The sequence below is a fragment of the Gilliamella sp. W8128 genome (assembly GCF_016100545.1).
GTDB lineage: Bacteria > Pseudomonadota > Gammaproteobacteria > Enterobacterales > Orbaceae > Gilliamella > Gilliamella apis.
In genome coordinates, this window is the sequence record NZ_JACFSE010000005.1 from 84,105 (window position 1) to 108,504 (window position 24,400).

The 24,400-nt window shown below is 34.9% G+C and carries 18 protein-coding genes; 10 read left to right on the forward strand and 8 right to left on the reverse strand.

Annotated features, from left to right (window positions below; all coding sequences use genetic code 11):
- Positions 1-75: 75 nt before the first annotated feature.
- The 3 genes from yjgA (at position 76) to H3U97_RS06300 (ending at position 1,818) form a co-directional block, all read left to right on the forward strand.
- Complete coding sequence (yjgA, locus tag H3U97_RS06290; RefSeq protein WP_065578024.1) at positions 76-612, forward strand: ribosome biogenesis factor YjgA; 537 nt, start codon at positions 76-78, stop codon at positions 610-612.
- A gap of 69 nt (positions 613-681) precedes the next feature.
- Complete coding sequence (ppa, locus tag H3U97_RS06295) at positions 682-1,212, forward strand: inorganic diphosphatase (protein ID WP_065578025.1); 531 nt, start codon at positions 682-684, stop codon at positions 1,210-1,212.
- Positions 1,213-1,608: 396 nt separating this feature from the next.
- Positions 1,609-1,818 carry a cold shock domain-containing protein gene (locus H3U97_RS06300; RefSeq protein WP_025315032.1) on the forward strand — a complete coding sequence of 70 codons (210 nt, stop codon included), beginning with the start codon at positions 1,609-1,611 and terminating at the stop codon, positions 1,816-1,818.
- 140 nt (positions 1,819-1,958) lie between these two features.
- On the opposite strand, the gene gapA is transcribed toward H3U97_RS06300, so the two are convergent.
- Positions 1,959-2,954: a glyceraldehyde-3-phosphate dehydrogenase gene (gene gapA / locus H3U97_RS06305; RefSeq protein ID WP_034903096.1), complete on the reverse strand. Its 996-nt coding sequence runs from the start codon at positions 2,952-2,954 to the stop codon at positions 1,959-1,961.
- Between the two features lie 454 nt (positions 2,955-3,408).
- Between gapA and mutS the strand changes: the two genes are divergently transcribed.
- A complete protein-coding gene (mutS, locus tag H3U97_RS06310; RefSeq protein ID WP_198198533.1) occupies positions 3,409-5,967 on the forward strand; it encodes a DNA mismatch repair protein MutS in 2,559 nt (852 codons plus the stop codon).
- 83 nt (positions 5,968-6,050) lie between these two features.
- Here the strand turns inward: mutS and dld are convergent, their stop codons facing one another.
- On the reverse strand, positions 6,051-7,763 hold the full coding sequence (dld, locus tag H3U97_RS06315; RefSeq protein ID WP_065650905.1) for a D-lactate dehydrogenase: 1,713 nt from the start codon (positions 7,761-7,763) through the stop codon (positions 6,051-6,053).
- Between the two features lie 243 nt (positions 7,764-8,006).
- Positions 8,007-8,387 carry a hypothetical protein gene (locus H3U97_RS06320; RefSeq protein ID WP_198198534.1) on the reverse strand — a complete coding sequence of 127 codons (381 nt, stop codon included), beginning with the start codon at positions 8,385-8,387 and terminating at the stop codon, positions 8,007-8,009.
- Positions 8,388-8,618: 231 nt separating this feature from the next.
- On the opposite strand from H3U97_RS06320, the gene H3U97_RS06325 reads away from it, so the two are divergent.
- Together H3U97_RS06325 and H3U97_RS06330 are read left to right on the forward strand one after the other, a co-directional pair.
- Entirely contained in the window at positions 8,619-10,457 is a 1,839-nt protein-coding gene (locus tag H3U97_RS06325) for a DUF262 domain-containing protein (protein ID WP_198198535.1), read from the forward strand.
- 166 nt (positions 10,458-10,623) lie between these two features.
- Positions 10,624-10,995 (forward strand): hypothetical protein, encoded by a 372-nt coding sequence (locus tag H3U97_RS06330; RefSeq protein ID WP_198198536.1) that lies wholly within the window; start codon positions 10,624-10,626, stop codon positions 10,993-10,995.
- Positions 10,996-11,122: 127 nt separating this feature from the next.
- Here the strand turns inward: H3U97_RS06330 and proP are convergent, their stop codons facing one another.
- Positions 11,123-12,631: a glycine betaine/L-proline transporter ProP gene (proP, locus tag H3U97_RS06335; protein ID WP_198198537.1), complete on the reverse strand. Its 1,509-nt coding sequence runs from the start codon at positions 12,629-12,631 to the stop codon at positions 11,123-11,125.
- A 482-nt stretch (positions 12,632-13,113) separates the two neighbouring features.
- Here proP and H3U97_RS06340 point away from each other — a divergent pair, with 482 nt between their 5' ends.
- On the forward strand, positions 13,114-13,983 hold the full coding sequence (locus H3U97_RS06340) for a neutral zinc metallopeptidase (protein ID WP_198198538.1): 870 nt from the start codon (positions 13,114-13,116) through the stop codon (positions 13,981-13,983).
- Between the two features lie 22 nt (positions 13,984-14,005).
- Positions 14,006-14,785, forward strand: a complete 780-nt coding sequence (gene surE, locus H3U97_RS06345) for a 5'/3'-nucleotidase SurE (protein WP_065650911.1) — start codon at positions 14,006-14,008, stop codon at positions 14,783-14,785.
- 85 nt (positions 14,786-14,870) lie between these two features.
- Here surE and H3U97_RS06350 read toward each other — a convergent pair whose 3' ends face one another.
- Positions 14,871-16,052 carry a sugar efflux transporter gene (locus tag H3U97_RS06350; RefSeq protein ID WP_198198539.1) on the reverse strand — a complete coding sequence of 394 codons (1,182 nt, stop codon included), beginning with the start codon at positions 16,050-16,052 and terminating at the stop codon, positions 14,871-14,873.
- Positions 16,053-17,175: 1,123 nt separating this feature from the next.
- Here H3U97_RS06350 and H3U97_RS06355 point away from each other — a divergent pair.
- Positions 17,176-19,485, forward strand: a complete 2,310-nt coding sequence (locus tag H3U97_RS06355) for a zinc/cadmium/mercury/lead-transporting ATPase (protein WP_198198540.1) — start codon at positions 17,176-17,178, stop codon at positions 19,483-19,485.
- Positions 19,486-19,552: 67 nt separating this feature from the next.
- Here H3U97_RS06355 and birA read toward each other — a convergent pair whose 3' ends face one another.
- From birA to murB, 3 genes are read right to left on the reverse strand one after another with little or no spacing between them, the layout of a single operon-like run.
- Complete coding sequence (gene birA / locus H3U97_RS06360; RefSeq protein WP_198198541.1) at positions 19,553-20,506, reverse strand: bifunctional biotin--[acetyl-CoA-carboxylase] ligase/biotin operon repressor BirA; 954 nt, start codon at positions 20,504-20,506, stop codon at positions 19,553-19,555.
- A 7-nt stretch (positions 20,507-20,513) separates the two neighbouring features.
- Positions 20,514-21,626 (reverse strand): MFS transporter, encoded by a 1,113-nt coding sequence (locus tag H3U97_RS06365; protein ID WP_198198542.1) that lies wholly within the window; start codon positions 21,624-21,626, stop codon positions 20,514-20,516.
- Between the two features lie 36 nt (positions 21,627-21,662).
- Entirely contained in the window at positions 21,663-22,673 is a 1,011-nt protein-coding gene (gene murB / locus H3U97_RS06370; protein WP_065578324.1) for a UDP-N-acetylmuramate dehydrogenase, read from the reverse strand.
- A gap of 482 nt (positions 22,674-23,155) precedes the next feature.
- On the opposite strand from murB, the gene H3U97_RS06375 reads away from it, so the two are divergent.
- On the forward strand, positions 23,156-24,385 hold the full coding sequence (locus tag H3U97_RS06375) for a phosphopentomutase (protein ID WP_198198543.1): 1,230 nt from the start codon (positions 23,156-23,158) through the stop codon (positions 24,383-24,385).
- Positions 24,386-24,400: the final 15 nt, after the last annotated feature.

The following is a 24,400-nucleotide window of genomic DNA, read 5'->3' on the forward strand; positions in this document are numbered from 1 at the left end:
TATTATTTTCTACAATTCTGCTAGTGATACGTTATAATATGCCAGAATTTAATTTTAGTTAACAAAAGAAATAGCATGAATAACAATCAAGAGCCAAATCTAGAACCCGACTTCAATATAAATCAAGAAGATGATGAAATTATTTACGTTAGTAAAAGTGAAATCAAAAGAGATGCCGAGGTGCTTAAAAAATTAGGTGTCGAACTTGTCAATTTAAGCAAAAATGAAATAAGTAAAATTCCACTTGATGAAGATTTATTATATGCTATTGAATTAGCTCAAAAAATAAAAAAAGAAGGCTATCGCAGACAAATTCAATACATAGGTAAATTGCTTAGAAATCGTGATATTGAACCGATTACACAAGCATTGGATAAACTCAAAAATCGCCATAACCAGCAAGTTGCCATGTTTCACCGTTTAGAGAAATTACGTGATGAGTTAATTGAAACTGGCGATGCAGAATCAATTATGGAGCTATTTCCTACCGCAGATAGACAGCAATTACGTACACTTGCACGTTCAGCTAGAAAAGAACTGACTGCAAATAAACCGCCAAAAACAGCCAGACAAATTTTTCAATATTTAAAAGAATTGAGCGAAACAGAGTAAATTTTTATAATGTTCGTTTTATATTTATGATTAAACACTACTTACTAATAAAAGATAGAGGATACAAAAATGGGACTATTAAACGTACCAGCCGGTAAAGAATTACCTGATGACATCTATGTCGTGATTGAAATTCCAGCGAATGCTGACCCAATTAAATATGAAGTCGATAAAGATACTGGTGCAGTATTTGTTGATAGATTTATGGCAACTGCAATGTTTTATCCATGTAATTACGGTTATATTAATCACACTTTATCACTTGATGGAGATCCGGTTGACGTATTAGTTCCAACTCCATATCCATTACAACCTGGTTCTGTAATTCGTTGTCGTCCAGTTGGTGTCTTAAAAATGACTGATGAAGCAGGTTCTGATGCTAAACTAGTTGCTGTACCGCATACTAAATTATCAAAAGAATATGACCATATAAAAGATGTAGACGATTTACCTGAGTTATTAAAATCTCAAATCAAGCACTTCTTTGAGCAATACAAAGCACTTGAAAAAGGCAAATGGGTAAAAGTTGATGGTTGGGATAATGCCGAAGCTGCTCGTAAAGAAATTATTGAATCTTTTGAAAGAGCAAAACAGAAGTAATCCTACCTAAATTATTCAAAAAAGTAATCATTTCTACTGAGTCATAAAAAATAATTTTTATGACTCAATCTTTAAACTTTTTTTTACTTTCGAAATAACTTCAATGACTTAGCGTTGTAACAATTTGTCATTTATCAAATTAAACAAATTAATATAAAAATTTTATATAAAACCGTACACTAAGATGAAAAAATTGTCATTAAAATCTTGCTTTCGATTTTAAATTGTGAGGTAATAGTAATGGGCTAACAACAAGAAGCATTTTTATGAAAACGATTAACTTTTTAATTTAGTTCCAGACTAGTTAGATTAGTTTATGAGTTGGTGTATTAATGTTAGTTAATGCCTAAACAGCCGATAAGGCAAATTATTAATTATTGTTAGGATGTCTAGTAAATGAATAAAAAAACAGGCCAAGTAAAATGGTTCAACGAAAGTAAAGGTTTCGGTTTTATAACTCCAGCCGATGGCAGCAAAGATGTATTCGTACATTTCTCTGCAATCTCAGGTGATGGATTTAAAACCTTAGCTGAAGGACAACAAGTCGAATTTGCTATCCAAGATAGCCCTCGTGGACCAGCAGCGGCTGAAGTAGTTGTTATCTAATTAAAATTTAATTAAATAATAAAAGCAAAACGCCTATTTCTCGAAATAGGCGTTTTTTTATAAGGGTATCATTTTAATCCCTTTACTAGAACTAAAAAAGCGACCCAAGGCCGCTTTTTTGCAATTACAACTGCTTCTAATTATTTAGCAACAACTGCAATTAAGTCTAATACTTTGTTTGAGTAACCAACTTCGTTATCGTACCAAGAAACTAATTTAACAAAGTTATCACTTAATTGGATACCAGCTTTAGCATCAAATACAGAAGTACAAACTTCACCTAAGAAATCTGTAGACACAACGTCATCTTCAGTATAACCAAGAACGCCTTTCATTGGGCCTTCTGCAGCTGCTTTGATAGCTTTACAGATGTCTTCGTATTTAGCTGGTTTTGCTAAACGTGCAGTTAAGTCAACAACAGAAACGTCTGGAGTTGGAACACGGAAAGCCATACCAGTTAATTTACCATTTAATTCAGGAATAACTTTACCTACAGCTTTAGCAGCACCAGTTGATGAAGGGATGATGTTTTGAGCAGCACCACGACCACCACGCCAATCTTTGTGAGATGGACCATCAACAGTTTTTTGAGTTGCTGTAGTTGCGTGAACAGTAGTCATTAACGCTTCAACGATACCGAAGTTATCATTAACTACTTTAGCTAAAGGAGCTAAACAGTTAGTAGTACAAGAAGCATTAGAAACGATATCTTGACCTGCATATTCTTTATCATTAACACCCATAACAAACATTGGAGTATTGTCTTTAGATGGGCCAGTTAAAACAACTTTTTTAGCACCAGCTTGGATGTGTTTACGAGCAGTTTCATCAGTTAAGAATAAACCTGTTGCTTCAGCTACAACATCAACACCTACTTCATTCCATTTTAAGTTCGCAGGATCTCTTTCAGCAGTAACGCGGATTGTTTTACCATTAACGATTAATTTACCGTCTTTAACTTCAACAGTACCGTCAAAACGACCATGAGTTGAATCATATTTAAGCATATAAGCCATATAATCAACGTCTAATAAATCATTGATAGCAACGATTTCAATGTCAGAGCGTTTTTGTGCAGCACGGAAAACAATACGACCGATACGGCCAAAACCATTAATACCTACTTTGATTGTCATAACAATTACCTTCTTTTTGTTTTAAATGATAAAAATAACTTACAGTAAACTATCAAATTTTGGGGTCTTATTCAAGACCATTACACATAATTAGGCACGAATTAATCAAATAGTTTTTAACCATAAAAGAAATCACAACTAATAATCAATAAAATCAATCATTTAATATAATTAAAAATTTTACTCTCAGCATAAAAATAACCACTGCATTAAGTAAAAATAATTCGTTATAATAATAGATTATTAGCATGGTACATCTTTAAATTAAGTAACAATTATATAGCGAAGATTTTATCGACCATAAACCTAATATATATTATCCTAGCAATAATATATGCTAGCTTATTTTAGTTACAAATTTTTACTATCATAAGCTATTTGTTGGCAGTCCGACTATGAGAATCTGCGATAGATTTGATACATTGAATTTAAAAGATTAAAGAACTAACACACTATGACAGATAACCAAGATTTTACCGACCACACACCAATGATGCGCCAGTATCTAAAGTTGAAAGCTGAAAACCCAGATATTTTATTGTTTTATCGTATGGGTGATTTTTATGAGATGTTTTATGAAGATGCCAAACGTGCTTCACAACTCTTAGATATTTCGCTAACCAAACGAGGCTCGTCTAATGGTCAACCTATCCCGATGGCAGGAGTACCTTATCATGCGGTTGAAAGTTACTTAGCTAAACTCATTTCACTTGGTGAATCAGTCGCAATTTGTGAACAAATCGGCGATCCCGCTACAAGTAAAGGGCCGGTTGAACGTAAAATTGTTCGTATTGTTACTCCCGGCACTGTAAGCGATGAATTATTATTAGAAGATCGTAAAGACAACTTACTTGCCTGCATATGGCAACAAAAACAGCACTTTGGCTATGCCACTTTAGACATAAGTTCAGGTCGCTTTTTTGTATTTGAATGTAATAATCCGGAAGCAATGCAAGCTGAATTACAGCGAACCAGCCCAGTTGAGTTACTCTACCCTGAAGACTTTCCATCAATGTATTTAATCGAAAATCGTCACGGATTAAGACGACGCCCAATTTGGGACTTTGATCTGGAAACCGCCAAACAGCAACTTAATTTACAATTTGGTACCAATGATTTAGTCGGTTATGGGGTGGAAGATTGCCATTATGCCTTATGTGCAGCTGGCTGTTTATTGCAATATGTCAAAGATACCCAACGCACAGCCATGCCACATATTCGCTCAATAGTTAAAGAATCTTCAGTTGATTTTGTGGTGTTAGATGCCGCCACTCGTAGAAACTTAGAGATCACCGAAAACCTATCAGGTGGTACTGAACATACTGTGGCCGACATTTTAGATAAAACCCAAACCGCTATGGGTAGTCGAATGCTTAAACGTTGGTTACACTCGCCAATTCGTAATTTGGCCATTTTAGAAAATCGACAACAAGCCATTAAAGAGTTACAAAATGATGTCACCGACCTTCAACCGCTATTAAAGCAAATTGGTGATCTTGAACGAATTTTGGCAAGATTAGCACTACGAAGTGCTCGGCCACGCGATTTTGCTCGGTTACGTGATGCCTATAACCTATTACCACAACTCCAACAACAGTTAGCGCAATTTAATGCACCATCACTTATTGCATTACGCGCCAAAATTAATCAATTTGATCAAATTGCCGATCTGTTAAATCGAGCAATTATTGAAGCACCTCCGGTAATTATTCGTGATGGAGGTGTCATTGCTAACGGTTATAATCAAGAGCTGGACGAACTGCGTAATTTAGCAGATGGTGCAACCAACTATTTAGAACAGCTCGAAATTCGCGAGCGTGAAACTTTAGGCATTGATACATTGAAAGTTGGTTTTAATGCGGTTCATGGTTATTATATCCAAATTAGCCGTGGCCAAAGTCATTTAGCACCAATCCATTATACCCGAAGACAAACACTAAAAAATGTCGAACGCTATATTATTCCTGAGTTAAAAGAGTATGAAGATAAGGTCTTAACCTCAAAAGGCCGTGCATTGGCACTTGAAAAACAGCTTTATGAACAACTGTTCGATCAACTGATACCAGAATTAGCCAATATGCAAACCAGTGCAGATGCTATCGCCGAACTTGATGTACTGACTAATCTTGCTGAACGAGCCCTAACACTCAACTATCATTGCCCAACATTAACCAATCAAACAGGCATTGAAATCAAAGATGGGCGACACATTGTGATAGAACAAGTATTACAAAAACCATTTATCGCCAATTCACTATCTCTCTCATCAGATAGACGAATGCTGATTATTACTGGCCCAAATATGGGCGGAAAAAGTACTTATATGCGTCAAGCAGCATTGATCGTCTTACTCGCTTACATTGGCAGCTTTGTTCCAGCGTCTAAAGCGACAATTGGCCCTGTTGATCGTATATTTACTCGAATAGGGGCATCAGATGACTTAGCTTCTGGTCGTTCAACCTTTATGGTGGAAATGACTGAAACCGCTAATATTATGCATAATGCGACACCAAATAGTTTAGTTTTAATGGACGAAATTGGGCGTGGAACGTCAACTTATGATGGTCTGTCACTAGCATGGGCATGTGCTGAAAATTTGGCTAACCAAATCAAAGCGATGACTCTATTTGCTACCCACTATTTTGAACTAACTCAATTGCCAGAACAAATGCTAGGTGTTTATAACATCCATTTTGATGCCATAGAACACGACAATACCGTCGCTTTTATCCATGAAGTCTCAGAAGGTGCAGCTAGTAAGAGTTTTGGTATAGCAGTAGCAGGACTTGCAGGTGTACCGAAAACCATCTTAAAACGCGCTAAACAAAAACTAAAAGAGCTAGAAGTCATCTCTAAACAATCCGCTAATAGCCATATTGAAAGCTCACAACTTACCTTTATTGGCGATGCAGAACCATCAGAAGTCGAACTAGCCCTACAACAGATCGATCCTGATGCACTAACGCCAAAACAAGCGTTAGAAACCATTTACCAATTAAAAAAATTACTTTAACTAATCAACAATAATAGTAAATTAATAAAAAAACCGCCATTAAATCAATAATGGCGGTGATAATTTTAGAATTTTGGTTTGGTTTATTTCCAAAATTTCTTTTTGGAGGTTTTACCAATACCCGGATTGAAACTATTAGTTGGATCTAACTCATGGTAAAAGTTTTTTAAATCTGAATTAGCATGATACAAATGGCCAACATTATGTTCAGCTGGATATTGCGCTCCACGCTGATCGAGTATCACCAACATCTCTTCTTCCACTTTTGAACAGTCAGTACCTTTTTTAGCTAAATAGTCTTGATGGAAAACCGAACAGAAAAAATGACCATAATATAATTTATGAATAAAATGCTGACTAATACTTTCGGGCAAGGTTTCAAACCAATCTTTATCATTGCGTCGCAAAGCGATATCTAACGCGACTAAATCCTCAACTGTTTTAGTATGCACATTACGATAAACTGTCGCAGCACCAGCAACGGCAAAACGGTGCAACATTGCTGCTTCGGCTTCCTTATCATTACAACGAAAATAGCTTCCATTACGCTTATTTGTTGGACTATTGGCAAAATAATCCTTTAAAAATGCCTCAGCTTCGGCGATACCATCGTCAGACATTTTCAAAATTAAATGGTGTTCATAACTGTCACGATAATCACGCATTGATTTAGGTAAATGGTTGGGTAACAACTTACACACATTTACCGCAAACCAATCGGAAAAACTGCCAGAAAAAAAAGGTGTTTTTTTCACAATACGATCAACCAAATTCTTAAACGCATACAAACGAGGAATCATATCTGTCCCTAACTTCTTAATTGCTAGGAAAAGATGCTTACCATATACCGCCGCAATATCAAACGCATCACGATGAATATACTCACCAGAAATTGGTAGATTCTTAAAATTACCTAAAATATGACGACGAATATCATCAAGTTCACGAGTATTATTCGTGCCGATATAAAACACCGCAGTGTTTTCTTCTAATGGAAACGTATCTAACCGTACCGCAAATACCATTAAACGCCCAGCACTACCAGATGCCTCATAGTGACGAGCTGGATCGGCATTATATCGAGCCGGTGTATCAGCATCTATCTGTCGCACATGATCGCAATAATGGTGATCATGCCCTAACCCAGCATTTGGGTTAACATCTTTATCGGTATAAACACGATTTTGTAGATTTTGTAATATTTCCTCGGGCGTATCACCTAATTCAATACCTAAATGATTAATCAAATGTAACTGCCCTTGCTCATCCAACTGAGCAAATACTGACATTTGAGTATAAGCCGGCCCCCTTTGAATTAACGCACCACCCGAATTATTACAAATCCCACCTAACACTGAAGCACCAATACATGACGAACCAATTACAGAATGTGGTCCTCGATGATATTTTTTTAGTTCTTTTTCTAAATGAAATAATGTACTACCGGGCAAACAAACGACCTGATCGCCATTTTCAATGACTTGAATTCCATCTAATCGACGAGTGCTTACAATAACTATCGGTCTATCATAATCATTACCATCTGGTGTGGAACCACCCGTTAAACCAGTATTAGCAGATTGGGTTATTACAATAACATCAGCTTCAACACAAGCTTTTAAAACTTGCCATTGTTCTAATAGTGTGCCAGGTATAACCACCGCTAATGCATCCCCTACTCCAAAACGCGCACCTTGGCGATAAAGTAAAGTACGACTAGGTTCAGTTAAGGTATATTTATCACCAACAATACTTTTTAACTTCGCAACAAGATCTGATGTATTATTTACAGTCATTTTGGTTCCCTTATTTAGATTGGAATTAGACAAATATCAAATTCATTTTGATTATATTATAACCAATTAAATTTATTGAAAAGAGCGCTTTACACTTTATAGAGAGAAAGAACAAAACTGACACAAAAAGCTAAAAAGAATCAAAAATAAAAGATAATCATTAGTATTATTGAAAGGTTAAGAATGAAGATTAAAGTTTTATCGAACAAGATCTACAATTTTGAATTTTAAAAACCCCTTTCCTCAACTTTTTTTCCTAAAAAACTCTTTTAACCTATAAAAATACTTCCACAAAAAATTAAATATACGGTGTTTGAAATTATTCTTTTTTAGTTTTTTAAATTCTTGGATTGATTTTATTAATGGTACATCTGTTTTGGATATTTTTTTCGGTTTCTTTGGCTTGCTAATATTTTTATTTTTTATTCGATTCTCTATAGCGCCAACAATACTAACCATAACAACAAATAATATAATTAAAAATTCAGAAAAAACAAAGGAAAATACCTGTTCACTATTGCCGCTAGTAGTATAAAATCTTGTAAATGCTACAGCAGCATTGGCATCTGTGATACTTAGCAAAAATAGAATGAGAAATAAAAAAACACTTTTCAAATTTAACATTTGTTTATCAATATTTTCTTAAATAATGACTGAAAAGAACTATACCAAAAATATAAAATTTACAGATAAATTAAACAATTTTAAATTTTTTTCAGTAAGAAATCCTTTAATTTTTGCAATTATACTACTTAAGTAATTTAGGTATTAAATTATTTAGATAACCTAAACATTGTTGCATTATAGATTTCATAAAGTCATAATTAAAAAAATATAATTTAATGGATTTTATTAATGGCCGGACCAACATTTCAAACTAATCCTATTGATCTTTCAACTTTACTTAATGAATGCCATACAGGAAAATTACAATTACCTGATTTTCAACGAAGCTGGGTATGGGATGAAGATAGGATAAAAAGTTTAATCGCTTCAATATCACGTTCATTTCCTATTGGTGCATTAATGACCTTATATACTGGTGGACAAGTTGAATTCAAACCCCGAATAATTGAAGGAGCACCTGAAAAAGCAAAATATGAATCGCCACTTTCATTACTATTAGACGGTCAACAACGAATAACTTCAATGTATCAAGTAACAATTCGAAAACAAGTTGTTGAAACAATAACAGCTAAAAATAAAAACGTTAAACGCTGGTTTTATATTGATATAAAAAAGGCCTTAGATTCTAATATAGATAGAGAGGAAGCAATTCTAAGTATTCCTGAAGATAAAAAATTGACAACTAATTTTGGAAGGGAAATTGAGTTAGATATATCATCTGCTGAAAAAGAATATGGTAATTTTGTCTTTCCAATGACTGAAGTTTTTGATTGGGATGAATGGCAAGACGGTTTTGATAGCTATTGGTCCGGTGATATAAATAAATCCAACCGAGAGCTGTTTAGACAGTTTAAAAAAGAAATTTTAGAAAACTTTAAATCTTATAGAGTTCCTGTTATAGCTTTAGATAGAGAAACGAGCAAAGAGGCAGTCTGTGTTGTATTTGAAAAAGTAAACACCAAAGGAAAAGCACTTGATGCTTTTGAATTAGTAACTGCAATTTATGCTGCTGATGGACATGAATTACGAAAAGATTGGTATGGTGATCAAACTTATTCGGGTCGACAAAAACGTTTTGCTAATACTTATCGTTTATCAGGACGAAAACAAGGTATTATCGGCAATGTTTCAAACACAGATTTCTTGCAGGTCATTTCACTTTTTTATACAAGAGAAAAAAGACGACAAGCAGAACAAGCAGGAAAACAGGGTAAAGAATTACCAGCAGTATCTGGAAATCGTCAAGCTTTGCTAAATCTACCATTATCTGCCTATAAAAAATATGAAAAACAAGCAGAAGAAGGTTTTCAAAAAGCAGCAAAATTCCTCCATTTATTAAATATTTATGAGATTTATGATCTACCATACCAATCACAAGTTGTCCCTTTAGCAGCAATATTAGCTGATATAAAACAAGATGATTGGGAACATGGAACTATTCGACGAAAATTAGAACAATGGTATTGGAGTGGTGTATTTGGTGAGCTATATGGTTCTGCGGTAGACTCGCTCAATGCTCGTGATTTTCTACAAGTACCAGATTGGTTAAAAGGCGGAGAAGTACCTTTAACTATTAGCGAAGCTCAATTTAGACCAGATAGGTTAAAAACGATGAAATCTCGTTTATCTGCAGCTTATAAAGGTGTTAATGCCTTACTAATGAAACAAGGTGCACAAGATTTTAGATCTGGTCAAAAATTTGATGATACAGTATTTTTTGGTGATGCAGTTGATATACATCATATATTCCCTAGAATCTGGTGTAATAAGCAAGGAATTAAATCAGAAATCTATGACTCAATTATTAACAAAACGCCACTTAGCTATAAAACTAATCGTAAAATAGGTGGTGTTGCACCTTCACAATATTTACTAACATTAGAAAATGGTAATGCAGACTCACCTCAAATTTCGCCTAGCATATTAGATGGATATTTAGAATCACATTGTATAGATCCTAAATTATTAAGAGCTGATGATTTTAATGGGTTTATGGAAGATCGACAAAAAAAATTATTTTCGTTGATTGAAGAGGCAATGGGTAAACATAAAGAACTAGAAGATTAACTCTGATTTAATTCTTTGTATATTTAACTAGTTAATATCTTAAAATTTAGACAAATATTAAAAAGTATTGGGAATACAATAACTAAATTTTATCTTAATTGATATGATGAAAAAATTTTATTTACTGATTATTTTCTTATTACCATTTTACAGAAGTAACTCTGCAATGGCCGAAGAAAAAGCTATTGAGGTAAATCCTATTAAGGAAGCATCAATAGTGACAAAAATAAATACTCAGTTTCAATACACTTCTTATGACCTGATAAAAAATTTATCCATGGATGATGCGCTAAAGAAATTTCCTTCCTATAAAAAAGAAACATATATTTTAGGAACTAATGAAGGTCTAATAACAGAATTTAGGATAGGCCTGCTTAATATTTTCAAACCAGACGAAATTAAGCAGGGGAAAATTAAAATAAAAGAAATAACTTGGCAAATTAATGCTAAAGAAAATTTAACAGTTTGGTATCATTTACAAAAAGAGCAATGGTTGCCTATAGACCATTATATTTGGGATAAAGATCTGCTGTTTTAATCTGTTAAAAATAGTTTGCCACCAATAACAACACTATCTAAAATTTAATAAAACGATTTGAGCAAACTATTTTTTAGTTACCCGCGACTATATTAATAATTTTATTATCTATTTGAAATAGCATTCTTTAATCCAATTTAGGATGCTGATCAACCAATTCTTGCCTTTTATTTTGTAGTTCTTCGATTTGTTGATCAATATCTTCAACTTCACCCTCGATAGAATCAAAATGTTCAGATAAGAGTGCTTTGGCCTCATGGCGATTAGCCGCAGTTGGAGTCGTATTGTGCAATGGTTTTTTAGCTGTTTCGTGCATTGCAAGACCAGTAATAACACCAATAAAACCTATCATCATTAAGTAATAAGCTGGCATAAATAAATTGCCGGTTGCTTCAACTAACCATGCCACTAGTGTTGGTGTTAACCCAGCAACGATAATCACAATATTAAAAATACTGGCAATGGCACTATAACGAATATTAGTTGGAAACATTGCCGGCAATATTGAAGTAATAATTCCAGTGAAACAGTTTATGAATAACGCTAAAATAAACACCCCTAAAAAGACGAGAGGAATATGCTGGCTATTAATTAACACAAATGCTGGATAAGACAAAAGCAGTAAGCCTATACTACCAATCAATATAAAGGACTTTCGACCTATTTTGTCACTTAATAAGCCAACTATGGGTTGAATAATTAACATCCCAACCATAATAGCAATAATAATTAGTAAGCCGTGCTCAGTATCATAATTGAGGTTATGTGCTAAATAGCTTGGCATATAAGTTAATAATAGGTAAAAAGATACATTAGTCACAATTATCAATCCGGCACAAATTAAAATATGTCGCCAATATTGGCTAATAATTTGCTTTAGTGCAGTAGTTGATGAAGTTTCAGCTATGTTCTCTGATTGTCTGGCATCGAGGTGTTGTTGAAAAGTTGGGGTTTCTTCTGAAATATGGTGCAATATAAAGCTAATAATACCTAAAGGTAAAGCGATTAAAAATGGGATACGCCAACCCCAATTGTACAATGCCGACTGACTAAGTAGCATAGACAAAAATACCACTAGCCCTGCCCCTAAAATAAATCCAACCATTGAACCAAAATCAAGCCAGCCACCAATAAAACCACGTTTACGATCAGGAGAATATTCAGCAACTACCGTTGCTGAACCAGAATATTCGCCTCCGATTGAAAAGCCTTGAGCTAATTTAACAATAAATAACAGAACAGGTGAGGTAACACCAATCGTTTCATAAGTGGGAATAAGGCCAATACAAAACGTACTTAATGACATAATTACTAAACTAATCGATAACACTTTTTGACGGCCAATATTGTCCCCAATTAAGCCAAAAATAATGCCACCTAATGGACGAATGAAAAAGGGAATCGAAAAAGTTGATAGCGCAGCAATAATTTGTACACTAGGAGATATATGAGGAAAAAATATCTGTCCGATAATATAAGCCAAAAAGCTGTATACCCCAAAATCATACCATTCAATAGCATTACTAAAAGCCGATGCCCAAGTCGCTTTTTTTAATTGATTATCATCAATAATGGGAATATCAGTAATATCTAACGGTTTTTTCTTAATTTTCTTAATTTTATTCACTTTTGCCATTAAATACCGCCTTTTAAATTAATCAATATTAAGATTTAAATCCAAATAATTAACTTTAATCAGCTACTATGCCAAACAAAAGTAATTATCATTACCAGACTTGATGTACTTTTCTGTTGAAAGTGTACAATTATTATTAATAGAAGGTCATATCACAATGATTGATATAGTAAAAAGATAAAATCATAAAGTTATAAAACTGTATAAAAAGTAACACTAACAAATAATTAGAGTTATCTAAGTGACTAGATAAAGAATTAAGTTAAAACTTTAATCACATATAATTGCAAATTTAGTTTTGTTTATACGAATAATACACCAAAGAGTATAACCAAAATTATATACCTAAAATCAGCAAAAAAAACGCTTTTATCACATCATTTTATCATCTCCTTTTTTTGATCATGTAATGAGGTCTATTGCTAGTAACCTTATCTATAATCCTTTAAAATGATATTACTTAAACTGATGAGGTATTCCCTATGCGTTGGAGAAACCAAAGAGAGAGTGATAACATTGAAGATCGCCGCTCACAATCAGGAAGTGATATTGGAACAAGGATTCCAATTGGTGGTAAAGGTAAAATTGTTTTATTTATTGTTGTGTTAGTTGCTGGTTATTACGGCGTTGATTTAACTGGCTTACTGAATAGCAATCTGATTGATTTAGACGATACCACATCCATATCATCAACATCGCCTGTTGATAATAGTTCTATAAATAATAATGCAACTAAATTTACCTCAACTATCTTGGCCAGTACTGAAGATTATTGGAGTCAAGAGTTTCAACAATTAGGTAAAACCTATATTGCACCTAAATTAGTACTTTATAGTGGTGCAACTCGAACTGCATGTGGCACAGGTCAAGCAATGATGGGGCCATTTTATTGTAATCTTGATCAAACGATTTACCTTGATCTATCATTTTATCAAGAGATGAAACAACGCCTTGGTGGCGGTGGTGATTTTGCTCAAGGCTATGTGATTGCCCACGAAGTAGGACATCATGTACAAAACTTACTTGAAATTTTGGCTAGGGTTGAACAATTAAGGCTAAATCAATCTAATGAAACCAGTAACCAGTTATCAGTCAAGCTTGAACTACAAGCCGATTGTTATGCTGGATTATGGGGAAATGCTATGCAAAAACAGAATATTTTAGAGATGGGTGATATCGAACAAGCCTTAAATACCGTACAAGCAATTGGCGATGATCGCTTACAACAGCAAAATAATGGTTATATAATTCCTGATAGTTTTACCCATGGTTCATCAAAACAACGTTATAACTGGTTTAAACGTGGTTTTGATAGTGGAGCAATTAATCAGTGCAATACATTTATTCAATAAGGAAATTAAAAAGGAAATAAGTATGTCGAAAAAATTAGTCAACCGAGTTTTATTAGTTAATGATGATGGAATTGATGCACCTGGGATCCGAATTTTAAAAAGTATTGCTGAAAAGATCGCCAACGAAGTTTGGATAGTCGCACCAGTTGTCGATCAAAGTGGTGTTTCTTGTTCAGTTAGTTTGAAATCACCATTTCGCGTACAAAAGCGTAACCAAACAGAATATGCAGTTTATGGTACACCAGCTGACTGTTCATTATTTGCCATCAAATCATTAATGGCGAAACAATTGCCTGATTTGGTTCTATCTGGGATTAACAATGGTTCAAATTTAGGCTTTGAAACTGTATTATCAGGAACGGTTGGCGCCGCAATGATGGCTATGACACTCGGTGTGCCAGCAATCGCATTGAGTCAAGTGAGTAGTGAAGACAATATACCAACAGATTGGCATTGTTCAACTCATCTTGCTGAGTCAGTGATAAGACAATTGCTATCCCTAACGACACCAAAGAATACTTGTTTTAATATTAATTTTCCTAATTGCCGAGCAGAGCAAATAAAAGGAATTAAAATCACCAAACAAGGGACTGCTGATGTTAGCAAATTTGTGGTTGCTGAAACACAAGATCCTGAAGGACATGAATATTTTTGGTTTAGAGCACAACGCAATCAAAATGTGCTTGATGATGATAAAGAGCTCGATGCAGCCAATAATGGCTATATCGCGATTACACCATTACATTATGAACGTACTGATTACGACTTTTATCAACAAATAAAAGCTACATTTAACGTTTAACTTTTTGTTTGATGGAATTAATGCGTCTTCCTTGATTAGCTAAAAAATCAGGAAGACGTAAAATATAAATATAAAGCTTTTGAAATTATTTCTTAACCAATGCACAAAAGACAAAAGAAATAGTAACCATCACTAAGCCAATCCAATAAATTATTTCATGACCATATGCTTGTGATGCAAAACCTTGAATAATCCCAGCCAAAATAATACTACAAATAATGCCATTATTAAATAAAGTTGAAGCAACCCCCATTCGAGTTGGTAACAAATCTTGGAAATAGATAATACCAATATTGGCAACGATGCCAATAAATAGTGCGTTAAAAAGCTGCAATACATATAACATGATTGGGTCAGTAAATAAAATCATACCAACATAAAATAAAATTCCGCAAATGATAGCGATAAAAAACAGATTGCGCTTACCTAATGCTGGTACCATATACCCTGCAATTATCATTACTGGAATCTCAATCCCTGCAGCCAACCCCATTAACGCACCAGGTAATGAATCAGAAAGATGCAATACCTTTTCAACATAAATTGGCATATCGATAATATACATCATATTAGCAGTCCACATAAAAATAGTAGAAAGTAGCAAACACATCACATTACGATTAGTAAAAATTGATTGATTAGCGGTAGCTAACTGACTAGGACTAAGTGAACTGATTGACTTTTTTTCTACTGGTGGTAAAAAAACTGCCACTACAAACATGGATATAATAAACATCGACATCGCACATAAATACATTGAGGTAAAACCATAATGGATAGCTAAACCAAATGATAATGGCGGACCAATAACCCATGCCAATGATAATTGTGCTCTAATCAATGAATTAAAGGCAACGGCATTTCTGCCACTTTTTTCAGCATATTCGCGCGCCATAGCAAAAACTTGTGGCATGGCAGCCGAAGCTAACGCTGCAAAAAATACGCCTAATGTAATTAATACATAATAGTTACGCGAATAAGCAAAAATCAGACTATTTGCTAACCCCATCAAGCAACAAAAAATAACAATCTTACGTCTGTCACCTTTGTTGTCTGAATATTTAGCTAGCAAATAACTACCAATAATACTGGCTAATGCATTAATTGAGAAAAATAAACCTACTAAACGAGGATCAGCACCCACTTCAAATGATAAGAAACGACTTAAGGTAGGTGATTGCAATGCACCTGCAACACCAATAATAAATGTAGTTACTAAAAAAGCGCCAAAAATTACGCTCGATTTTCGAAGAGATGATGAAGTCATAATAGGAACTTAACAATATGATAATGTGTAACAATTATATCCCTAAAAGTAGTGCGAATATAGGCTTTAGTTAGATCATTAGCTAATTATTCAAGCAATAGTTAATTTTAATAATAAAATAAATTTGTGCTAATCATTTTTTCACCATTAAATTAATCATTCTAGTTTGAAACAAAAATCTTATTTCAACGTTATTCTTTTAATCGATTTTCCCAATTCATTACTTAACCAACTTTCTTTGATTTTTATACAATATTATTAAAGAAATAACTTAATACAGTAATAAATTAGTTATCTTTAGGTAAACCTTGCTTAGGTGATTACCGAATTAATAAAAAAGTAAATTGTTCGCAAGGAAGATAAAATTTATTAACTAAATCAAATTGCTTAAGTAAATTATCAATAGTATTAGAATTTTGTACTATTAAGCTTCGTCAAGTTAAATAAACATTTATGTTAAGATTGCCAATAATTTGTAATCCTCGTGACGTAGTTTTAGATCTCTTTTCTAATATAGAAAGAACTCTTTATTTGATGATTAAATATTAGTAGTAATAGAGGATAACAAATGAGTTTTTTAAGAAGATTTCTTAATTTTAATTCGAAAAAAGACAAAAATTTAATATTTTTAATTATCCAAAAACCCCTTTCCTCAAAATTTTTAAACATCATTCTTATGCAAAAATTTGAGCCAAAAAAGTTTTGATATCTTAGTTATTAATGAAGAAGCAAATAGATAAGTGACATGGTTTAGTAAAACTAAAATAATATATAAACTTGGTAAATTGATTTGAATCAATATGATAGATAAACACTAAATGAATTCATATTAAACTAAAACAGAAAAAATCTCGATAATGACAAAAATTTATGATTATTCCAATCTTAGGTTAGGAAACATCCTTGTTGATTAACAAAAAAATACATTTTTTTGCGATAATTAGTATAAATAATTTATTTTTTTTTACAATTTAAGTTTTTAAAAAAATTGTTAAGATATGTAAATAAATTCTAAGATTACTATTTTCTTTTCATTACTATTTTTTACTTATTTAGTTAAAAAAGATTTCTTTTTGTTTTTTTGAGTGTACAATCAAAATCATCCACAAAAAGAGGTAACGTTATGTTATATAATAACAAATCGACCCAATCTCACCATGATAATCACGAGCATTGTCATGGAGATTGTCATAATATTGCTCATAATCATGTACATGATTCTCACCATTCTCATGAAGCTAGTCACACCGCATGCTGTGATGGGCATGATAATAGCTCATCACAAAAATGTGAGATTGAAGATCCCCCCGAAGACCCAGAGCGGAGTAGCCAAGGCGTTAAGTTAACTTGGAAAATTCAAGGTATGGATTGCGCCCATTGCGCAAGCAAAATCGAAAACGGTGTTAAAACACTGCCTAATATTAATCAAACCAAAATCATATTCTCAACCGAAAAATTAATCGTTTTTGTTCCTAAGCATGATGATGCAGTAATCAAGATGATTGAAGATAAGGTTACAGAACTAGGCTATACACCGATTTTTGAGTCGAGCCCTGCTCATCACCATGAACATTCACATAGTTTTGATAAAAAGGCATTTATTCCATTAGCGGTTTTAGGTGCATTGATTGTGGTTAGTTATCTCATTTTGTTGGTGAATAAAACCGCAGGTGAATATGCATTTATTGTGACAGCTGTAGTTGGGATTATCCCAATTTTGAAAGAGGCCATTGTTTTAACCCGTAGTGGAACGCCGTTTGCGATTGAAACACTAATGAGTATTTCGGCAATGGGTGCACTGTTTATTGGTGCAGCCGAAGAAGCCACCATGGTGATCTTTCTGTTTATGATAGGCGAGATGCTGGAAGGCTTTGCAACCAGTAAGGCGAAAAAAGGTATCTCATCACTGGCCGAGTTAATGCCTGATGAGACGGTGATTATTATTGATGGTAAAAGGAAAACAGTTGCTAGTCATACCTTAAAACCAGATGATATTATTGAAATTTCATCCGGTGGTCGATTACCAGCTGATGTTATTTTGGTTAGCGAACAAGCCAGCATTGATGAAAGTGCGCTAACCGGTGAGTCCATTCCGGTTAATTATTTAAGTGGCGATAAAATTTTAGCCGGGTCGTTAGTGGTCGATAATACCATTCAACTTAAGGTGATTTCAGAATCGGGACAAAATGCTGTCGATCGTATTTTACAGCTGATTGAAGATGCCGAGGATCGTAAAGCGCCAATAGAGCGGTTTATCGATAAGTTTAGCCGTTATTATACGCCGGCGATTACATTATTTGCGTTTTTAGTGATCCTAATTCCACCATTGTTTACCGGCGCTGATTGGTATACTTGGATATATCGAGGGTTGACGTTGTTGTTAATTGGTTGTCCTTGTGCGTTAGTAATATCAACTCCAGCGGTGATTACCTCGGCCTTGTCTAGCGCGGCTAAATACGGGGTATTAATTAAGGGCGGTGCTGCACTTGAGCGTATTGGTTCAATTAAAATGTTGGCGTTTGATAAGACAGGAACATTAACCGAAGGTAAGCCACAAGTGACTGATGTCATTAATCGACACTGTTCTAACGAGGAGCTGCTAGCGATTGTTGCGGCGGTTGAAAGCGGCTCACACCATCCTTTAGCTAAAGCATTAGTCGATTATGTTAAGCAACAGCCGATCGAGTTTGCTGAAGCAAATAATCGTAAAGCAATTGCTGGTGTTGGGATCCAAGGTGAATTAAATCAGCAAACCTATTTTGTTGTGTCGCCAAATAAGATCGAGACAGTGTCAACTGCGCTTAATGCCGAGGATGCTCATACGATTACTCAGCTTGAAGATGGTGGTAAGACGGTTGTAGTCGTTACCACCAGTCATCAGTTGCTAGGGATTATTGCTTTGCAAGATGTACTGCGTAGTGATGCTTTACCGGCTATCACTGAACTTAAGCAACTTGGTTTGCAAACCTTGATGTTAACTGGCGATAATCAACGCGCCGCAAAAGCAATTGCAGGTCAATTAGGTATGGAGTATCGTGCGGAGCTATTACCGGCAGATAAGTTGGCCAAAATCGAAGAGATTGGTCGGCAGACTCCGATTGCGATGATTGGTGATGGCATTAATGATTCCCCAGCAATGAAAGCCGCCACAGTCGGAATTGCCATGGGCAGCGGGACTGATGTTGCACTCGAAACGGCGGATGCGGCGTTGACTAAAAACAATTTGTTAAGTTTGCCAATGTTGATTCGCTTAACTCGCTTGGCGAATCGAAATATTAAGCAAAATATTACCATTGCCTTGGGAATTAAGTTGATATTTTTAATCACTAGTTTATTTGGCGTGACAGGGCTTTGGTTAGCAGTGTTAGCTGATTCTGGTACCACGGCAATCGTTACCGCTAATGCTTTGCGGTTATTAAGAATTAAAAAATAGGTAATAATTTTATCATGCCCCATTTATGCTTAAATGGGGCAATTTTGTGACAGCGACTATTGACTATTTATTCATCACTCCTTAATGAAATTTCGCCACCGATAAACGCCTTGGTTTCGCCATTTTGTTCTAAAAGTAATGCACCCTGCTCATTTATACCTTTAGCAACACCTCGGATCACATTGTCACCAATTAATAATTTAACCGGGCGATTAACAAAATTGTCAAGTCGTTGCCAATCATTAAGAAATGGTGTTAGACCGTGTTGTTCAAAGTCACGAAGTTTGGTTTTGAGGTTTTTAGCTACCTTTGCTACCAGTAAATTGCGATCAACTTTACCTAAATTAGCCCATTTTTGGTTGACGATGTTGGGATCGGGGTTGGTCATCATTAAGTTGACCCCCACACCAATAACAACATGCGCGCAATCACCGGTTTTACCCGCAAGTTCGACTAATATGCCTGCAAGTTTTTGATCATCAAGATACAAATCATTAGGCCATTTAACTTTGATATCTTGATTAGAGATTTCCCGTAATGTATCAGCCATCACAATACCAACCACTAAACTTAGTCCCATAGCAGCTGCAATACCTTGATCAAGTCGCCAATACATCGAAAAGTAAAGATTACTGCCAAACGGTGCGAACCATTGTCGCCCTCGTCTGCCTCGAGCTTTAGATTGAAACTCGGCTACACAACTGTCACCTGTTTGTAATTTTTCAATATTATTTAATAGATATTGGTTGGTCGAGTCGATGATCGGCAACACCTCTACATGACTATCCTCACCATAATTTTCGTCGATTTTGACTTTATCGAGTAAGTCAATTGGTGATGCTAAACAGTAACCTTTACCTTGTACGGATGATAAGGTGATGCCCCAATCTCGTAGTACTTTGATATATTTGTTGATTCCCGCACGGGTAATACCAAATAGATTAGCTAACTCTTCGCCTGAATGAAACTGTCCATCAGCTAATATATTGATTAATTTCAATGGATTTTGGTTACTGCGCATTCAATCCTCACTTTTTGAGCAATAATAAAACAACAAAATAGAGTGAAATTATAGCAAAACTAATAAATAAGTAAGTATTGCTTAATGTGTCCATTATAAAAGCTATCACAGCCGGAGCAACTAGACTTCCGAGTGTATTGGTTAATAACATGGCTTGGTTCATCGATACAATTTCTTGTTTGCGTACACACGAACAAGCCCATGCCATAGATATTGGATAAATGGTATAAATGGTTGCGCCTAATAAAATAATGGCTAATACACCACAAACATTAAATATCAGCAAGCCACAGGCGATCATCATGAAAATTGATTCAACTAACAATACAATACGGCGACCAAACCTATCTGCACACCAGTTAGCCGGCATTTGGGCAATCACACCAGAAAGTATTAGTAGTACCATCCAATTGGCGACTTGGTTATCACTGTAGCCCAGATGTGAATAGTAGGCAGGCATTAACGAATAGAGTGAACCAATTAACATACCGGCAATGGCACAACCAATTAAGCCAACGCGAGAAGGTTTATACATTATCATTGGCATAATGTTGAAACTGCTTTTTTTCTTCTTCGGTAATTTGTAATGGGTTAACAATATAAATAAGATGGCTAATCCCATTAATACGGCAATCACTAAACCAAAATAGAGAACCTCTTGCGGAAAATATTGCAGCAAAGCTTGCCCTAATACGGTGCCTAAATAGTAGGTAGTGAGATAGACCGCCAACATTTTGCCGCGGGTACGCACCGTACCGGTAACTAAGATACAACTTTCAATCACCACCCAAGTAACAGCACAAGCGATCCCAATGAAAAATCGCCAGATAGCCCAGCTGTAAAAATCCATTGAGAAGCTTAAACCGATAGTCGCAATTGCAAAGATGATACAACTGTAGGTGTAAGTAAATCTGGCATTAAATCGGCTAATAAACCAATTTGCCATGATGGTACCTACTAAGTTACCAGTAAAATAGCTTGAACCAACTAAACCTATCTGTCCAAGCGAAAAATTTTCACGGACTAACCAAAGCGGCACTTGGGTATTGAGTGCCGATAAAGCGATGGTAACAAATAGTAGACTCGTTAATAAAATAGGAAATGAATACGAATGTTTCATAAGTTTGTAAGTAATTTTGTTGTTTTTAGGACGTATTTATAAAAATTTATCCACGTCAATTTCACCTGTCGCTCCCATAAATCGAATTTCAGGCGATAGGTGCACCGAAAACTTTTGCAATACTGCATTGATGATATAACGCGCTAATGCGACAACATCTTGCGCGGTCGCATTATCTTTATTGACTAATACCAGAGCTTGTTGTTGATGGACTGCTGCACCACCAATTTGGTATCCTTTTAGACCACACTGATCAATTAACCAACCGGCAGCTAATTTTATTTGATCTGCTGTTTGTGGATATATAGGCATTGTTGGATATTTTTCAAGTAGTTTATCCGCAAGTTTTTTATCGACTATCGGATTTTTAAAGAAGCTTCCACCATTACCTAGTACATTAGGATCAGGCAATTTGCTTCGACGGATTTCACACACTTTATCAAAGATCATTTTCGGCGTGACGCTATTTGCATCAAAATTTCTTAATTCACCATAAGTTAGTACTGGATTCCACTGTTTTGGTAATTTGATACCAACATAGACAACGGCATAATCATTGGCATATTTTTGTTTGAAGATGCTTTCACGATAGCCATATTGACCATCAGTGACAGTAATAATTTTACCGGTTGCAAATTCAAGTAATTCAACATAATCCGCGACTTTTTGAAATTCAACCCCATATGCGCCAATATTTTGGATGGGTGCAGAACCAACACAACCGGGTATTAAAGCCAAGTTTTCAAGGCCAGGGATGTTCTGGTTAATAGTGTTAGAAACTAAATCATGCCAATATTCGCCGGCCCCCACTTTTAAATGCCAGTGAGTCGCGGTTTCGGTTATGGTTAATCCTTTAATTCGATTAACTATGATTGTACCAGCAAAATTTTCAGTAAATAATGTATTACTGCCTTGTCCAATAATTATAAAAGGTTGATTATCGAGATTGTTTTTCCAAACTTGCATTAGTTGTTCAACAGTTGTGACTGTTTCGACCCGGTTGGCATAAACATCTAGAGCAAATGTATTAGGAATTTTTTGGTTCATTAATGACTACCTTTTATAAAAAATACTTTTAAATTCGATTAAACCAATTTTATTTGACGCTTTTGATAGACATTCAGTATTTAGAATTAATCAATCAATGCGTTATCAATTTTTGATAAAACACTTTATTTAATCATTGTTTATTTATTTGCTATCTTAACACAATGCAAAACGATCTTTTATGGATTAAACTATTTTTTTACTTATCTTGACTTTTTATTTATTGATAAAAATGTCAAAAGATTAGCCAAATAATCAATGAATATGAGCTAATCCCTTTTTTGTTTTTTTTTATCATGTATTATAGCTAACCAAACGATCTTTTTTATAAATTTAGTTATAATCTATTTTACTCAGCCTTATGGTAAACGTTATTATTATTTTATAAAATTCGAGAAATAAGTTATCGATCACGGTTTTAAATGAAGTTATGCTTCAAGATGGTAGCTCTGTTTTATGGTAGTTGAGATTTAGAGGAAATTATGAAAAGAGTTTTTATTATGATCCTCGATTCCTTCGGGATCGGCGGTGCTGAAGATGCCAAAAAGTATGGCGATGAAGGTTCGGATACTTTAGGTCATATTGCCGAAGCTTGTGCTTTAGGTAAATCAGATCATGGTCGACAAGGCCCATTAAAATTACCTAATTTAGGAAAATTAGGTTTGATCGAGGCCGCTTATGAATCTACTGGTGCATACCCTAAAGGAATGGCTACCAAAGGTGATGTAATTGGTGCTTATGGTTATGCCAGTGAAATTTCATCTGGTAAAGATACGCCATCTGGTCACTGGGAGATCGCCGGTGTGCCTGTGCTGTTTGATTGGGGTTATTTTACTAATACTACTAACAGCTTTCCGCAAGAATTATTAGATAAGATTGTTAAACGTGCTAATTTGCCGGGCTATTTGGGTAATTGCCATTCATCGGGTACCGTGATTCTTGATGAGCTTGGCCTTGAGCATATGTCGAGCGGTAAACCTATTTTTTATACCTCTGCTGATTCTGTTTTTCAAATTGCCTGCCACGAAGAGACTTTTGGTCTAGATAAGCTTTATGAAGTTTGTGAGATTGCGCGTGATGAGCTTAATAAAGGCGATTATAATATCGGCCGCGTTATTGCTCGACCATTTTTAGGTAATAAGCCTGGTGAATTTGTCCGTACCGGTAATCGCCATGATTTAGCTGTCGAACCACCGGCGCCAACAATGATAAAAAAATTGGTTGATGAAAAACAAGGTAATGTTGTGTCGATCGGTAAAATTGCCGATATTTATGCCGAAGTGGGTATTACAAAAAAAGTTAAAGCAACAGGTATTGAAGCGTTATTTGATGCTTCACTAAAAGAAATCAGACAAGCGAAAGATAACACGATTGTGTTTACCAATTTTGTTGATTTTGATTCATCTTATGGTCATCGACGTGACGTTGCTGGTTACGCAGCAGCGTTAGAATATTTTGATAAACGTTTGCCTGAGATGTTAGCGCTTATTGAGCCGGGCGATCTTTTAATTATTAGTGCCGATCATGGTTGTGATCCTACTTGGCCGGGAACAGATCATACTCGTGAACATATTCCAGTTTTAGTTTACGGTGATAGCGTTCCTGCTGGGTCATTAGGTCATCGTAAAACATTTGCTGATATAGGACAAAGTGTTGCCGATTATTTTGATTTATCACCAATGGATTATGGTGAATCATTTATTCGCAAATAGTAAGCTGTTTTTTGT